Below are 15,396 nucleotides of genomic sequence, written 5' to 3'. Positions count from 1 at the left end.
TTAAAAAGAGAGTGTTGAATTGAAAATTTGGGTTGACGCGGATGCATGTCCAGTAGTGATAAAAGAAATTTTGTTTCGTGCTGCAGAGCGTAAAAAGATTGAAACCATTTTTGTGGCTAATCAGTATATTCGTACACCTCCGTCTAATTTTATTCGCTCAATGCAAGTTAGTGCTGGTTTTGATGTGGCTGACGACGAAATAGTGCGGCAAATTGAAATCAAAGATTTAGTGATCACCAGTGATATCCCTTTAGCTGCAGAAGTGATTGAAAAGGGTGGCCAAGTATTAAGCTCAAGAGGAGAACTATTTACCACTGAGAACATACGCGCACGACTCAATATCCGCGACTTTATGGACACTATGCGCGCCAGCGGTGAACAGTCAGGCGGCCCGGCCCCTTTAAATCAAAGTGATAGGCAGAATTTTGCTAATCATCTGGACAGGATACTCACTGCAAATATATAGAGATTGGGGAGATGAAAGTGCAGGTGTTAGACACCTTCACTTTCAATATTTGAATTATCTATCCTAAATAAGTTACTAAAATATAATCTAAAATTTGAGCCATTATTTGGGGGGACTATATGTTAACGATTACCAGAGTTGCCATTGGACTGGCTCTTATTTTTATTCCGTGCTTGATTACTTTTAGGCGGTTGTCCACCAGAGGAATTACGACCAGAACGCTGACCGTCTCTGTGACCAGATTGAGCTTGTTTAGGCTTTTTGGCTTTAATGGCTCGTTGACCCAGTTTTGATTCAGGCAGAGGCTGAGTGGGTTCAAAACCAGCAGTAACTTTGCGTTGAATAAGTTGTTTGATCAATATTTCAATATCGACTAATTCCTTGAATTCATCTTGTGTCACCATCGATATTGCTTGGCCTGTTGCACCAGCGCGACCAGTACGCCCAATCCTATGCACATAATCTTCGGGTACATTGGGTAAATCAAAATTGACTACTTGTGGTAATTGATCAATATCCAAACCACGGGCTGCAATATCAGTTGCTATTAAGGCTTTTACTTTACCTTGCTTAAAGTCTGCGAGTGCTTTGGTACGTGCACCTTGACTCTTGTTGCCATGAATTGCTGCTGAGCTGATGCCGTGTGCTTCAAGTTGCTTGGCTATGCGGTTGGCACCATGTTTAGTGCGGCTAAAAACAAGTACCTGTTGCCAGTCATTCTGTTTGATCAAGTGGGTAAGTAGTTGGGATTTTTTGCTTTTATCTACTGGGTACACCCACTGTTCAACTAAGTCAACCGTAGTATTGGCAGGTGATACAGATATCTCTACTGGGTTATTGACTAAACCTTTGGCTAGTTTTCTAATGTCATCAGAAAAAGTGGCTGAAAACATCAAATTTTGTCGTTTTTGAGGTAACAACTTTATTATCTTTTTGATGTCGTGAATAAAGCCCATGTCTAACATGCGATCGGCTTCGTCCATAACAAGGATTTCTAATTCGCAAAACTTCACTGCATTTTGGTTGTATAAGTCAAGTAGGCGACCAGGTGTGGCAACTAATATATCCACACCTTTTCGTAATTTGATCATTTGTGGATTAATACCCACGCCGCCAAATACTACTGCAGACTTTAAAGGTAGGTCTTTACCATAAGTTTGAACACTTTCTGCTATTTGTGCTGCCAACTCTCTTGTGGGAGTCAGTATCAGTGCTCGTGCTTGGTTAGGTCTAGCTGATTGCCCCTGACTCAGTAAATGTAATATAGGCAGAGTGAAACCAGCCGTTTTACCGGTACCTGTTTGTGCCGCAGCCATTACGTCGCTACCTTGTAATACCGCTGGTATGGCTTTAGCTTGAATGGGTGAGGGTGTGGTGTACCCTTTACTGGCTATAGCGGATAAAATTTTTGTTGATAGGCCTAGGTCGGCAAAACTCATAGATAATTCTCAAATAGGGTGATTAGCTTATTTGTCTGGAAAATTGTAGATATTGTCAGACATAGCTTAAATTTTAAACAGCTTAAAATAGTCGCGGGAGGATACAGTAAACAACACACAATAGCACTTAGACTATCAATAAAATACCGCAAGTCAGTGAAGTCTTGCGGCATTTTCTAAACTCTTGCGAGTATCTAATTGACTAGTTTACGAACCGGGACGTGTTGCTGGTGCGGCCGTTGCATTCGATAAACTTGAAAACGACTTACCAGAGCGTTTAACTTCTGGTCTGGCGGCGTCGTCCAGAGAACCGATTTTAACATCAACAAAAGCTTCATCAATGGAAGCAGGTCGAGCCATAGGAGCAGACACTGATTCTTTCTTAGCCGGCTTAGCAGGAACTTTCAAAGACGCGGTCTTACTGGGAGCTTTCTTAGTGGGCTCTTTTCTGACTGGCTTAGTCATCTGTTTTTTTACAGAAACAGTTGCAGGCACAATACTTTCGGTTGCATTTTCACTTGTAGTTGCAGGTTCAGCAGCCGGTTCGGGTGAATCGACACCTTGGTCAGACTTTGTCGCTGATTCCAGTGCTACCTGAGCTGGTTTTTCTTCAGGTTCAGATACTACAAGTGTTGTTTCGACTGCGGGTGTGTCAACAGGTTCATCAAACTGAAGTTCATCTTGTGTGACATCCGTCGCTTCAGTTTTTAAAGGTTTGTCTTTATCATCCGCTTCTTTACGACGTTTTTGACCCGCCGCTCGAATATGTCTAGGAGAACGACGACTACTACGAGTAGGAGTTGTAGACTCTTCATCTTTATTGGTTTCGGTAACTGCTTGTGTGTCTGTGGTTTCAGAAACAAGTTCTGATGCTTCGTCTACTGGTACTGTTTCAATCGTTTTTTGCTCATTAGTTGCTGTATTCTCTAATACTGTACTATTTTGAACGACTGTTTTGGGCTGCTCAATAATGTCGGTCTGAGTTTCTTGAACAGGGGCGATAACTTTATTTTGTTCATCATTATTATCGTCAACTCTAACACTTCGCCTTGTATCTCGGCGCTTTCTGCGTTCTGCTACCTTTTCTTTTTTCTTGGCTGGTGCCGGAGATGAGGCAGGTGATGGTGCGGTGCTTTTTGACACCATAGCTGCATCTTGTATTGCCTCTACAGGTTTGTCGTCGCGGCGGGGCTTACGGTTATCATTTCTAGGTTTACGAGCAGAACGTTCTGTACGATTAGCAGACTGTTCACCATGCTCTTTACGCTCATGATTTTTGCTATTACGTTTGTTTCTATCTGGGCGAGCATTTCTATTTTGACGCTGATTAGTACCTTGATTACGTGTATGAGTCGTTTTCTTAGGAACTACTTTTTCTTCAGCTTTAAATAACTGAGAAATCCATTTGCTAACTTTATCAAATAAACTTTCTGATTTAGTTTGAGATGAAGTTTTACCCGTAGATGCTTTTTTCTGTTCAGGTGCAATAAGACTTTGCAGCGCAGGTTGTTCTTTAGCCATCGCTGGTGCAACATTTTTATCAGTAATATTTTCTTCTTGCTCAATTAATGGCAGGTTATAACTCATTTCCTGAACCGCATCATCTGGGCGTCTGCGAGCAACGCTATACTGCGGTGTTTCCATCTTAGGATTAGGTATAATAACTAACTGAACACTATGACGTTTTTCAACGCTGCGAACAGACTTACGCTTTTCATTTAGTAAGTATGTTGCAACATTAACCGGTAACTGGGCTTCTATTTGACCAGTATTATCTTTAATACTTTCTTCTTCCATAATGCGAAGCACAGATAATGCTAATGACTCAGTTCCACGAACCGTTCCGTGACCACTACATCTTGGACAAACATTATTAGCTGAATCACCTAAAGATGGACGTAAACGCTGACGAGACATTTCTAGTAAACCGAAACGTGAAATACGACCTAATTGTACCCTTGCTCTGTCACCCCTGACTGCGTCCTTCATACGATTTTCAACTTCACGTTGATGACGCACTGGGGTCATATCAATAAAATCGATGACGACTAATCCGCCGGCATCACGCAAGCGTAATTGACGTGCAATTTCGTCTGCCGCTTCAAGATTGGTATTAAAGGCTGTTTCTTCAATATCGCTACCTTTAGTTGCTCGAGCAGAGTTTATGTCTATTGAAATCAACGCTTCAGTAGGATCAATCACTATTGAGCCGCCAGACGGAAGCCTTACTTCACGTTGAAAAGCTGATTCGATTTGGCTTTCAATTTGATAGTGGCTGAACAGAGGCACATCACCGTTATAAAGTTTTACACGGTTAGCATAGTCAGGACGCATCTGTTCGACATGTTTTAATGCTCTTTCGTGTACAACGGCATTATCGATGAGAATTTCACCAATATCACGTCTAAGGTAATCACGAATAGCACGAACGACTACATCACTCTCTTGGTGGATAAGGAATGGAGCAGGGCGAGAGTCAGCCATATCTTTAATTCGGCCCCAACCTGATACTAGGTAATCTAAATCATATGCAAGTTCTTCAGTTGTTTTACCTACACCAGCGGTTCTGACGATTAACCCCATGCCTTCTGGGAGATCTAAGCCGTTTAAGGCCGCTTTTAATTCAGTACGTTCATCGCCTTCAATACGACGAGATACGCCGCCAGCGCGAGGATTGTTTGGCATTAATACTAGGTAACTGCCTGCAAGACTGATAAAAGTGGTTAAGGCTGCCCCTTTTTGGCCGCGCTCTTCTTTATCAATTTGAACAATGACTTCTTGGCCTTCTTTGATCACCTCTTTAATATTTGGGCGACCTTCAAACCTATAACCTTGAGGAAAGTAAGTTCGGGCAATTTCTTTTAAAGGAAGGAAACCGTGACGATCAGCGCCATAGTCAACAAACGCAGCTTCTAAGCTCGGCTCAACGCGTGTAATCGTGCCTTTATATATATTGGATTTTTTTTGTTCATGACCTGGACTTTCTATATCCAAATCATACAGTTTTTGACCATCTACAAGTGCAACTCGCAATTCTTCTAGCTGAGTGGCATTGATTAACATTCTTTTCATTCTTGTTAGCTCGGTAAAGTACCGATCACCACAAGTAAAGAACTACGCAGTAATGTGACAACTATTCAATTCAGCCTCACGACTGTATACTAAAATTAAGTTTTTTGAGCCTAAGTGTTATGTGCATTAATTATTTAAAGCACTATTTTTTAAACACTTTACCTATATTTTATAGGCGCTAAACAAGACTACGGGTCTAGCTTACTTATTAATTATTTAAAACTTATTTGTATTCAAAAATGAGAGCTTGTCTGGCTGGTCATTATCCAAATATCTTGTCAATTCTTTTGTATTCTCTACATCAATGGCGATCAATAGGTTAATTGTATCGCTGATGTAAGGGTTCTGTTTAATCAAGCTTGTGAAAAGTTACTCGCTTCACAGTTGATTAGCCGTAATAGGCTTGCAAGTTACGCTCTAAGATAAACGCTTCACGACAAATTGGTCGTTTTTACATACAGAACTGATTAATCCATCTGTTTGTTTTAAATATGCTTTAAAACATAGTCATTATCACATTAAAGTTATGACACTGGCAAGACATTAAAATACTGGACATTTACTGCATTAATCCAGCTATAATAGGTCGGATATGAAAGACCTAGCCATCCCAAAAGTTCAATTTGTTACTATCGATCCCGAGCTTAAAGGGCAAAGGATAGATAACTACTTGCACACTTTCTTAAAAGGTGTGCCTAAAAGCCGCATTTATCGTATTTTGCGTAAAGGCGAAGTACGAGTTAACAAAAAGCGGGTTAAGCCCGAATATAAATTACAGGCCAACGATGAGTTGCGCATTCCTCCTGTCCGAGTATCTGAGCCAACTGCTTTACCTTCTACTAATCTCAATAAAGTATCGAGCTTAGAAAACCATATATTGTATGAAGATGAGTGGTTAATTGTGTTAAATAAACCTTCAGGCACGGCTGTTCATGGTGGCAGTGGTTTAAGTTTTGGGGTGATTGAAGCTCTCAGAGCGTTACGCCCAAAGCAAAATTTCTTAGAGTTAGTACACAGACTTGACCGGGACACGTCTGGCTGTTTATTGATTGCTAAAAAACGTTCCGCTTTAAAAAATCTTCATGAGCAACTCAGAGATAGAAAGGTAGATAAACGTTATCAAGCATTAGTTTCTGGGGAATGGCCAGCTAATCGCTTCAAGGTCAAAGCGCCATTGTTAAAGAACACTTTAAAGTCTGGCGAACGCGTTGTGTTGATTGACGAAGAAGGTAAACCTTCAGAGACACGCTACCGCATTTTGGAATCCTTCAATCAAGCCACTTTAGTCGAGGCTTCGCCTATTACCGGGCGTACTCACCAAATTCGGGTACATTGTTTACATGCCGGCCATCCTATCGCGTCTGATAATAGATACGGTAATAAAGACTTTGACCAAAGAACATATAAGATAGGCCTTAAACGATTATTTTTACATGCACACTCATTGGCCTTTATACATCCTAATACAGATGAACGCGTGACGTATAAAGCCCCTTTAGAGTTAAGTCTGATCAGTGTGTTAAAGAGACTGAGAAGTGAAATATAAAGCCATTGTGTTTGATTGGGACGGCACACTGATGGACTCTATCAGTAAGATTGTTGAGAGCATGCAGTCCACAGCTAAACATCTGGGTCTACCTGTTCCTAACTACGACCAAGCAAAAGATGTAATCGGGATTAGTCTTCTTCCTGCATTAAAACAATTATTTAATATCCACGATGAAAAAACTGCAATGGAGCTTATTCACACCTATAAAAAACATTTTAGGGAGCATGCACAAATTAGTAGTCCACTTTTTAACGGTGCAATAGAATTATTGGTAAAACTAAAACTAAAACTAAAACTAAAACAAAAGGGCTACATATCAGCGGTAGTCACTGGAAAAGGACGCCTGGGGTTAGAACATAATTTACATCATTCCAATACAGAACACTTTTTAGTGCTTTCAGAACTGCAGATGATGCGTTAAGTAAATCCTCTCCTGATATGCAGCTACAATTATTAATTGAATTAACTTTGTCAGCGGATCAGGTGTTAATGGTGGGCGATACCACTTATGACATGGCGATGTCCGAAGCAATAAATATGGACCCGTTCATAGTGAGGATAAGTTACAGAAACATAAATCATTGGCGGTAATTAATGTGCTGAATGAATTATTGCTACATGCTTAAGTATTGTTTTTGTGCATATAAGCAAATAAGTCCACAGACATATTGTTAAATAAATCTATCAAGGCGATCAAGGGTAAACCAATTAACGTATTTGGATCTCTGCCATTAAGTGATTCAAACAACGCAATACCTAATCCTTCACATTTGAAGCTGCCTGCACAGTCATAAGGTTGTTCTATGCGCAGATAAGTTGAAATTTGAACCTCGGTTAAGGTTTTGAATGTTACATCAAAGGTTTCTACTATCTGAGCCAATTGATTTTTAGCTGAATGGACCAAACACAACCCAGTATAAAACTTGACAGTTTGGCCACTAAACATTGTCAGTTGTTGTTTGGCTGTAGCAAAGTCTCCTGGTTTGCCTAATACTTGGCCATTAAAACTGGCCAATTGATCAGTGCCAATAACATAACTTTTAATATTAGTTTTTATTGTAGCTATAGCTAATGCTTTAACTTTTGCTAAGCGTTCTACTTGAGCAGAAATTGATTCGCCAGATACCGCGGACTCATTAATATTGGGTGCGGCACAGCTGAACGGAATATGCAGTTTTTTTAAGATGGTTTGGCGGTAAGGGGAACTCGAAGCCAGAATGATTTTCATAGATGTTGGATACTGCCTCTTCAAATAATAGTCGAAGCATATAAAATGCAGTGCCCAGTGTCATTAACTATGATTTTCTTTGACTAAGTTGCGATGTTTATATAATATGCGCGCGCTATGCAGAGAGTGAAACTACCCAAGCTGGTTGATCCAGTTAAAAACGCTACTATACGCTCCGATTATCGGGGAGTTATACTGTCGTCTGAAATGCCGAGGTTGCTTGGGGCAGTTGCTGATATCGCCAAAGAAATTGATGTTGAAATTAAGTTTGCTAAAGACGAGCAGGGTCTTACTTATTTTCAAGGTCATATGGCATGTTCTACATCACTTATCTGTGAGAGATGTAATGAAGTCTTTGAATATCCTATGGATGTCTCTTTTTGTTTTAGCCCCTTGCAGAGTGCTAAAGATAAAGACAAAGATGAGTTACCGGACGTTTACGAACCGGTTGAGGTTAATGACCAAGGAGAAATCAATTTATTTCAAACACTTGAAGACGAACTGATTTTATCATTGCCGATTGTAGCCCTTCATGCAGAGAAGGATTGCAAACAAAAGCGCGATGAAATGAGCTTCGGAAAGATTGAACCTGTTGATGAACGTCCAAACCCGTTCGCGGTTTTGAAAGAACTTAAGCGAGACTAGGAGTAAAGTAATGGCTGTACAGAAGAGTAAGAAAACTCGTTCAAGGCGTGGTATGCGTCGTTCACACGATGCACTTGGTACTGCGACTTTGTCTGTAGATTCAACGTCAGGTGAGACACATATACGTCATCACGTGACTGCTGATGGTTACTACAAAGGCAAAAAAGTTTTATCCCTTTAATTTAAAGTGACAAAATTTTGAGTCGTCTAACCTTAGCGTTAGATATCATGGGGGGCGATAACGGCCCCCATATTATTTTTGACGCTGCATTAACTGCACTTCAGAAAACCCCTCATTTACATCTTATATTATGTGGTCCATTGACAATTATGTCTCAGTGGCTGAACAAACAATTACCCAATATCCAAGCTCGTATCAGGTTATGTGATTGCCCACAACAGGTGGCTATGGATGAAGCGCCCGCTCATGCATTACGTTACAAAAAACAATCATCGATGCGACGTATATTAGATTTAGTTCATAACAATGAAGCTGATGCTTGTATCAGTAGCGGTAATACCGGTGCTTTACTTGCCATTGCAAATTATGTGTTGAAAACCCTACCTGGTATAGACCGTCCAGCACTTGTTTCACTGGTGCCAACTATAAACAATGGCAAAGTATATTTTTTGGATTTAGGCGCAAATATTAATTGTGACTCAGAAGTGTTATTCCAATACGCTGTGATGGGGTCGGTATTGGCTGAGCAAATCGCTGATATCAAGCAGCCAAAAGTGGCTTTATTAAATGTAGGCTCAGAAGAAATTAAAGGTAACGACCAAGTTAAACAGACTGCTAAGTTATTAACTGATTCCCAACACATTAATTATATTGGATATGTTGAAGGTAACGATATCTTCTCCCAGAAAGCCGATGTGATAGTCACTGATGGTTTTGTCGGAAATATTGCTATGAAATCGTGGGAAGGGCTTGTGAATTTCGCTATTCAAGAGGTGAGAAAAGCATCACAGCATAATTGGTTGTCTAAAATTGTGGCAAACATAGCCATTCCTTTTTTCCGTAGTATTTATTTACGTATGAAACCCGACCAGTATAATGGTGCTAGTTTGATAGGATTACGTGGGATTGTAGTAAAGAGTCACGGTAACGCCTCGTCAGAGAGTTTTTTGTATGCGATCCGTGAGGCGATAGAACAAGTTGAGATGCGAGTCCCAGACAAAATAAAAGATAAAATTGAAGCTGTTTTAATGGAACGCCACGAATAAATGAATTGCAGAATAATTGGCAGTGGTAGTCACTTTCTTAATGCTATAAATACCAATGCAAACTCGCTTGTGGTGGTTGATAAGTTAGATGAATGGATTACCAACCGCACTTGGATTAAAGAAATTGAATTTCAGACGTTCATCAAAAACAGCCGCGACTATTGGTCTTAAAGTGAAGGAAAATTGTGCTTTGTATTGGTTAGAGCTGCACCAAGAAGAATGTAAAGTATAAAAGCATTGGCAAAAAATTGGAAATGTCACTTGAATAGACGGTTATGCTCCTTGGGAAATATGGTAATACCTCCTCTGTTACATTATCAACAGCAATAGACACCGATACAATAGATGGTAGGATCGAATGCTAACAATATTTTCTTGTGGCTTTTGATGACGGTTTTGCCTATGTATTTGCGTTAATATGTTATTAAAATACTATTTTTAGAGAAACAATTATGAGTAAACAAGCATGGGTCTTTCCTGGTCAGGGATCCCAAAATTTAGGTATGTTAAGTGAACTAGCTTCTGAATATGCCATCATTCAAGAGACTTTTGCACAAGCCAGCGAAGTCTTAGGTTATGATTTGTGGAATGTGGTACAAAATGATGAACAAAAACTTAATCAAACGCATATTACACAACCCGCTTTATTAGCCGCAAGTTATGCAATTTATAAACTTTTACTCGAAAAAGAACTCAGCCAGCCGCTATATTTGGCAGGCCATAGTCTTGGAGAGTACTCCGCTTTAGTTTGTGCTGGCGTTATAGATTTTAGTGATGCTGTTAAATTGGTTGAAGCTCGTGGTCAATTTATGCAACAAGCTGTACCTGCGGGAACAGGTGGTATGTATGCCATTATTGGCTTGGATGATGACAAGGTAATTGCAAGTTGCCATCAGGCACAAGGTGAAACACATGAAGTTGTGGCAGCAGTTAATTTTAATTCGCCAGGACAAATAGTGATCGCAGGTAATAAAGGTGCGGCTGAACTGGCTGCAAATTTATGTAAAGAACAGGGTGCAAAACGCGCATTACCATTGGCTGTTAGTGTGCCTTCTCATTGTGCCCTAATGAAACCAGCAGCTAAAAAACTGGCAAGTTTACTGACTGATATTCAATTTAATATACCTAATATCCGCGTTATTAATAATGTCAATGTTGCCTCCCCAAATGAACCTGATGCGATAAAACAAGCTCTAGTTGAACAATTGTATAGTCCAGTTAGATGGACAGAGACGGTGACTATGTTAGCTGATCTTGAGGTTGAAAATTTATTAGAAATCGGTCCCGGCAAAGTATTAACTGGATTAACTAAGCGTATTGATAATCGCTTAAGTTGCAAGGCGATAAACAGTATTGATTCTGTTAATTCATTGATTTAATTTAAAACTTTTTTTGTAGAGAGAATGTATGTCTAGTTTAAATGGCAGTATTGCATTGGTGACGGGTGCAAGTAGGGGAATAGGTAGAGCGATAGCTGAGCGGTTAGCTGCAGATGGAGCAACTGTTATAGGTACTGCAACTTCTGAAAATGGCGCACATTCAATCAGTGATTATCTGCAAGGTGAAGGTGAAGGTAAAGTTCTCGATGTTTCCATACCCGAATCAATGCAAACCTTACTGGCTGAGATCACCGAAAAACACGGCGCTGTGGATATACTGGTCAACAATGCTGGGATCACCCGTGATAATTTATTGATGCGTATGAAGGATGACGAATGGCAAAGTATTATGGATACAAATTTAACCGCCATTTTTAAAATGTCCAAAGCAGTGCTTCGCGGCATGATGAAAAAACGCAAAGGACGTATCATTAATATTGGTTCTGTAGTTGGCTCTACAGGTAATGCTGGTCAAGCCAATTATGCAGCTGCCAAAGCCGGTGTGATAGGTTTTAGTAAGTCTATGGCCCGTGAAGTTGCATCTAGAGGTATTACGATTAATGTGGTATCTCCAGGTTTTATCGATACGGATATGACAAAATCATTATCAGATGATCAAAAAGAAAGTATATTCAAAGATATTCCAGCAAACCGTTTAGGTGATCCTAAAGAAATAGCGGCAACGGTTGGATTTTTAGCAAGTGATGATGCTGCATATATCACTGGTGAAACGATACACGTCAATGGCGGCATGTATATGGGGTGAAATGTAATAAGGTTTATAATTGTTGATGCTTTATTAAACGAATAAATATTTACTAATCTGTGAGTGGTTAGACCAGAAAAAAAGTTGACCCTGCCACTTGCAAGGGGTGACTTAGCTGAATACACTACCCACAAATTTATATCTAGCGACTTAAAGGATAACTAGAATTATGAGTACTATCGAAGAACGTGTAAAAAAAATCGTCATAGAACAACTTGGTGTTAAAGAAGAAGAAGTAAAACCAGAAGCCTCATTCGTTGATGATTTAGGTGCGGACTCACTAGACACTGTTGAGTTGGTAATGGCCCTTGAAGAAGAGTTTGATACTGAAATTCCTGATGAAGAAGCCGAAAAAATTACAACTGTTCAGTCTGCTATTGACTACGTTAACGCTAATAAAGACGCTTAACATTTTAAAAAAAACGGTCCACTCTGGACCGTTTCTTCACAAAACACACACACTCTCATATAATAATCGGAGGCCAATGTGGCTAAACGTCGCGTTGTTGTGACCGGTCTGGGCATGCTTTCACCTGTCGGTAATACTGTAGATTCAAGTTGGAAAAACATTCTCGCCGGAAAAAGTGGAATTGCACCTATTACTTCCTTTGATTGTTCTTCGTTCACCACTCAATTTGCTGGTGAAGTCAAAAACTTTGATGCCGAGCAGTACATCCCCAAAAAAGAAACCAAAAAGATGGATAGATTTATTCAGCTAGGTATCGCAGCAGGCAAACAAGCCCTTGTAAATTCAGGTTTAAAAATAACCTCTCAAAATGCAGCAAGAATCGGTGTTGCTATCGGTTCTGGAATTGGCGGCTTGGGGTTAATTGAAGACAATCATCGTCGAATGCTTGAATCAGGTCCACGAAAAATATCACCTTTTTTCGTTCCTGCCACCATCACCAATATGATATCGGGCTTCTTTTCGATATTCGAAGGGCTTAAAGGGCCAAACATCAACGTAGTTACTGCATGTACCACAGGTGTTCACAATATTGGAATTGCTGCCCGCATTATTGCTTACGGGGACGCTGATGCGATGATTGCTGGTGGCGCTGAGTCGACTGTCTGTGCCCTAGGTATTGGTGGTTTTGCTGCAGCCCGCGCTTTATCTACGTGTAATCATAATCCTGAAGCTGCTAGCCGACCTTGGGATAAAGACAGAGATGGTTTTGTAATGGGCGAGGGGGCTGGCGTTTTGATGTTAGAAAATTATGACAATGCGGTAGCTCGTGGCGCGACTATTTATGCTGAACTAGTAGGTTTTGGCATGAGTGGTGATGCTTATCATATGACATCGCCACCACCTGATGGAGAAGGTGCTGCTGCTGCTATGGTCAACGCTATTAACGATGCCAAAATCGATGTGAACGAAATTGGTTACATCAATGCACACGGTACCTCTACTCCAGCAGGAGATATGGCTGAAGTGGCCGCGATTAAACATGTGTTTGGTGAACATGCAAACAGTGTTTTGGTGAGTTCCACCAAATCGATGATTGGGCATTTACTTGGAGCTGCAGGGTCGGTAGAGGCTATATTTACTATATTGGCATTACAAGACCAAATTGCACCACCGACTATCAATTTAGATAATCCGGGCGAAGGTTGCGATCTTGATTTTGTTGCTCATACTGCAAGACCTGCGAAATTGGAATATGCCTTATGTAATTCTTTTGGTTTTGGTGGCACGAATGGCTCATTGTTGTTTAAAAAACACTAGGCAAAATTTAGCTATTGGGTATGATTAAAATATATTTTAGAGTTCCAGATGCAAGAATGAATGATTGTTAACGGTCAACAGCAGCAAAATATAGAGATCACAGACAGAGCCTTTCAATATGGTGATGGTTGCTTTACCACTATGGCGTTCAGAAACGACTGCCTCGAACTTTTTGATGATCATATTGTTCGTCTGAAATTAGCTTGTAAAACTCTGTATATAGACTTTGATAAATGGTCAATCTTAGAAAATTGTATTGTGGATTCATTGAAAGCTACTTCCGACTGCGTAGTGAAAGTGATGATTACTCGCGGAACAGGTGGCAGAGGGTACAGCCCAGAAGGGGCTGTAAACCCTAGCTTCATTATTACCCACCATACTATCCCAGCCCATTATACTTTTTGGCAAGCCAAGGGTGTCAAACTAACCATAAGTCCAATTAGGTTAGCTAACCAACCATTGCTAGCAGGCATAAAACATCTAAACCGTTTAGAGCAAGTTTTAGTGAAACATGCATTGGCCCAAACTGGTTATGATGATGCTGTTGTGTGTGATACCCAAAACAAGATTATTGAAACATCTATAGGTAATCTTTTTTGGTATCAAGATGAAGTATGGTTTACTGCAGACCTATCAGAGTCAGGAGTTGAAGGGGTTATGCGTAACCATGTGCTGACTGTTATGCAAGAGCAAGGGTTGGAATGCCGGGTAGTTAAGCATGATATTAATGCTTTATTTGATGCCCATCAGATGTTTGTTTGTAACTCTTTAATGATGTTAGTACCAGTGGTGAATTTGTTCAATCCAGTCAATCAGCAATGCAAGGACTATTTTGTGGATCAAGCTAAACACATTCAGCATTATGTTCAGAATAAAATTAACCTTAATGCGAAAAAAGTTTAATGAAAATTGTAAAATGGTTATCGATTATTGTGGTGACATTGGGCATTATTCTTGTCGCAATACTGATTCATTTTGAAAAAGAAGTACATCAATCACTTAATCTCACTGAGGCAACTGTGTACCAAGTTAAACCTGGTCAATCTGCCAAAGGTCTGCTTAATAGCTTAAAAGAGGAAGGGGTTATCTCAGATGATTTTGGCCTTAAAATCAGGTTGAAAGTTCAACCTGAACTTGCGAATGTCAAAGCTGGCACTTACGAATTGTTGCCTTCAATGAGTGCATTAGATTTACTAGAGCTTTTTACTAGAGGCAAAGAATTACAATTTTCAATTAGTTTAGTTGAAGGGCTGAATTGGCGGCAATGGTTATTAGTTTTAAAATCTCATCCTCAAATTACATTTACTGATGAGTGCAACCAACAGCTTGAGATCCTAATTAAATCATTGCCAAAACAGTCAATTGAAGGGTATCTATTACCTGATACTTATTATTTTGTGGCGCAGACAGAGGCGATTGAAATCGTTAAACGTGCTCATGTAAACATGCAACAATATTTAAAAAGTGCTTGGCAGAATCGTGCGCTAGATTTACCGTATAATACTGCCTATGAGGGGTTGATTATGGCGTCCATCATTGAAAAAGAAACAGGTATTGCAGAAGAGCGTCCGCGAATTTCTGGGGTATTCGTTAACCGACTTAATCTGAAGATGCGCTTGCAAACCGATCCCACGATTATTTATGGTATGGGTGATAATTTTGATGGAGATATTCGGCGCAAAGATATGAAAACAGCTACGCCCTATAATACCTATGTTATTAAGGGGTTACCTCCAACTCCTATCGCCATGCCAAGTAAATTAGCCATTGATGCTGCTTTTAATCCGGTTGCAACTGAAGAGTTGTATTTTGTTTCTAAAGGCGATGGCAGTCACAAGTTTTCAAAAACTTTGCAAGAACACAATCTTGCAGTTCGTAAATACCAGTTAAAAAAATAAG

General features: G+C 40.0%; 15 protein-coding genes and 1 pseudogene. 13 read left to right on the top strand and 3 right to left on the bottom strand.

What is annotated here, in order from left to right; translation table 11 throughout:
• Window positions 1-19 precede the first annotated feature (19 nt).
• Window positions 20-466: a YaiI/YqxD family protein gene (locus Q0Y52_RS00670; RefSeq protein WP_297816659.1), complete on the top strand. Its 447-nt coding sequence runs from the start codon at window positions 20-22 to the stop codon at window positions 464-466.
• A 122-nt stretch (window positions 467-588) separates the two neighbouring features.
• Here the strand turns inward: Q0Y52_RS00670 and Q0Y52_RS00665 are convergent, their stop codons facing one another.
• Both Q0Y52_RS00665 and rne read right to left on the bottom strand, forming a co-directional pair.
• Window positions 589-1,905 carry a DEAD/DEAH box helicase gene (locus Q0Y52_RS00665; protein ID WP_297816656.1) on the bottom strand — a complete coding sequence of 439 codons (1,317 nt, stop codon included), beginning with the start codon at window positions 1,903-1,905 and terminating at the stop codon, window positions 589-591.
• Between the two features lie 207 nt (window positions 1,906-2,112).
• Window positions 2,113-4,968: a ribonuclease E gene (gene rne / locus Q0Y52_RS00660; RefSeq protein WP_297816698.1), complete on the bottom strand. Its 2,856-nt coding sequence runs from the start codon at window positions 4,966-4,968 to the stop codon at window positions 2,113-2,115.
• Window positions 4,969-5,569: 601 nt separating this feature from the next.
• Here rne and rluC point away from each other — a divergent pair.
• Both rluC and Q0Y52_RS00650 read left to right on the top strand, forming a co-directional pair.
• Window positions 5,570-6,523 carry a 23S rRNA pseudouridine(955/2504/2580) synthase RluC gene (gene rluC / locus Q0Y52_RS00655; RefSeq protein ID WP_297816653.1) on the top strand — a complete coding sequence of 318 codons (954 nt, stop codon included), beginning with the start codon at window positions 5,570-5,572 and terminating at the stop codon, window positions 6,521-6,523.
• A 31-nt stretch (window positions 6,524-6,554) separates the two neighbouring features.
• Window positions 6,555-7,117 (top strand): annotated as a pseudogene (locus tag Q0Y52_RS00650) (HAD hydrolase-like protein).
• Between the two features lie 31 nt (window positions 7,118-7,148).
• Here Q0Y52_RS00650 and Q0Y52_RS00640 read toward each other — a convergent pair.
• Window positions 7,149-7,754 carry a nucleoside triphosphate pyrophosphatase gene (locus Q0Y52_RS00640; protein WP_297816647.1) on the bottom strand — a complete coding sequence of 202 codons (606 nt, stop codon included), beginning with the start codon at window positions 7,752-7,754 and terminating at the stop codon, window positions 7,149-7,151.
• Between the two features lie 117 nt (window positions 7,755-7,871).
• Here Q0Y52_RS00640 and yceD point away from each other — a divergent pair, with 117 nt between their 5' ends.
• From yceD to mltG, 10 genes are all read left to right on the top strand, one after another.
• Window positions 7,872-8,399, top strand: coding sequence for a 23S rRNA accumulation protein YceD (yceD, locus tag Q0Y52_RS00635; protein WP_297816643.1), 528 nt, complete (start codon window positions 7,872-7,874; stop codon window positions 8,397-8,399).
• Window positions 8,400-8,409: 10 nt separating this feature from the next.
• A complete protein-coding gene (gene rpmF / locus Q0Y52_RS00630) occupies window positions 8,410-8,580 on the top strand; it encodes a 50S ribosomal protein L32 (RefSeq protein ID WP_007635479.1) in 171 nt (56 codons plus the stop codon).
• A gap of 17 nt (window positions 8,581-8,597) precedes the next feature.
• A complete protein-coding gene (gene plsX / locus Q0Y52_RS00625) occupies window positions 8,598-9,626 on the top strand; it encodes a phosphate acyltransferase PlsX (RefSeq protein ID WP_297816638.1) in 1,029 nt (342 codons plus the stop codon).
• Entirely contained in the window at window positions 9,627-9,797 is a 171-nt protein-coding gene (locus Q0Y52_RS00620; protein WP_297816635.1) for a hypothetical protein, read from the top strand. It begins immediately after the preceding gene.
• Between the two features lie 281 nt (window positions 9,798-10,078).
• On the top strand, window positions 10,079-11,005 hold the full coding sequence (gene fabD, locus Q0Y52_RS00615) for an ACP S-malonyltransferase (RefSeq protein WP_297816632.1): 927 nt from the start codon (window positions 10,079-10,081) through the stop codon (window positions 11,003-11,005).
• Between the two features lie 28 nt (window positions 11,006-11,033).
• A complete protein-coding gene (fabG, locus tag Q0Y52_RS00610) occupies window positions 11,034-11,771 on the top strand; it encodes a 3-oxoacyl-ACP reductase FabG (protein WP_297816629.1) in 738 nt (245 codons plus the stop codon).
• 169 nt (window positions 11,772-11,940) lie between these two features.
• Window positions 11,941-12,180, top strand: a complete 240-nt coding sequence (gene acpP / locus Q0Y52_RS00605; protein WP_007620501.1) for an acyl carrier protein — start codon at window positions 11,941-11,943, stop codon at window positions 12,178-12,180.
• 78 nt (window positions 12,181-12,258) lie between these two features.
• Window positions 12,259-13,497: a beta-ketoacyl-ACP synthase II gene (gene fabF / locus Q0Y52_RS00600; RefSeq protein WP_297816624.1), complete on the top strand. Its 1,239-nt coding sequence runs from the start codon at window positions 12,259-12,261 to the stop codon at window positions 13,495-13,497.
• A 60-nt stretch (window positions 13,498-13,557) separates the two neighbouring features.
• Window positions 13,558-14,400: an aminodeoxychorismate lyase gene (pabC, locus tag Q0Y52_RS00595; protein ID WP_297816620.1), complete on the top strand. Its 843-nt coding sequence runs from the start codon at window positions 13,558-13,560 to the stop codon at window positions 14,398-14,400.
• Window positions 14,400-15,395 carry an endolytic transglycosylase MltG gene (gene mltG / locus Q0Y52_RS00590; protein WP_297816617.1) on the top strand — a complete coding sequence of 332 codons (996 nt, stop codon included), beginning with the start codon at window positions 14,400-14,402 and terminating at the stop codon, window positions 15,393-15,395. Before pabC ends, mltG begins: the two co-directional genes overlap by 1 nt.
• Window position 15,396 lies beyond the last annotated feature (1 nt).

The sequence above is a fragment of the uncultured Paraglaciecola sp. genome, assembly GCF_943787955.1.
Taxonomy (GTDB): Bacteria; Pseudomonadota; Gammaproteobacteria; order Enterobacterales; family Alteromonadaceae; genus Paraglaciecola.
This window is presented reverse-complemented; position numbering and strand designations above follow the sequence as displayed.

Excerpts from the sequence above, each read along its gene's own strand:
- Q0Y52_RS00665 (WP_297816656.1), bottom strand. The coding sequence starts at position 1,905 with ATGAGTTTTGCCGACCTAGGCCTATCAACAAAAATTTTATCCGCTATA.
- rne (WP_297816698.1), bottom strand. The coding sequence starts at position 4,968 with ATGTTAATCAATGCCACTCAGCTAGAAGAATTGCGAGTTGCACTTGTA.
- rluC (WP_297816653.1), top strand. The coding sequence starts at position 5,570 with ATGAAAGACCTAGCCATCCCAAAAGTTCAATTTGTTACTATCGATCCC.
- Q0Y52_RS00640 (WP_297816647.1), bottom strand. The coding sequence starts at position 7,754 with ATGAAAATCATTCTGGCTTCGAGTTCCCCTTACCGCCAAACCATCTTA.
- yceD (WP_297816643.1), top strand. The coding sequence starts at position 7,872 with ATGCAGAGAGTGAAACTACCCAAGCTGGTTGATCCAGTTAAAAACGCT.
- rpmF (WP_007635479.1), top strand. The coding sequence starts at position 8,410 with ATGGCTGTACAGAAGAGTAAGAAAACTCGTTCAAGGCGTGGTATGCGT.
- Q0Y52_RS00620 (WP_297816635.1), top strand. The coding sequence starts at position 9,627 with ATGAATTGCAGAATAATTGGCAGTGGTAGTCACTTTCTTAATGCTATA.
- fabD (WP_297816632.1), top strand. The coding sequence starts at position 10,079 with ATGAGTAAACAAGCATGGGTCTTTCCTGGTCAGGGATCCCAAAATTTA.
- fabG (WP_297816629.1), top strand. The coding sequence starts at position 11,034 with ATGTCTAGTTTAAATGGCAGTATTGCATTGGTGACGGGTGCAAGTAGG.
- acpP (WP_007620501.1), top strand. The coding sequence starts at position 11,941 with ATGAGTACTATCGAAGAACGTGTAAAAAAAATCGTCATAGAACAACTT.
- pabC (WP_297816620.1), top strand. The coding sequence starts at position 13,558 with ATGATTGTTAACGGTCAACAGCAGCAAAATATAGAGATCACAGACAGA.
- mltG (WP_297816617.1), top strand. The coding sequence starts at position 14,400 with ATGAAAATTGTAAAATGGTTATCGATTATTGTGGTGACATTGGGCATT.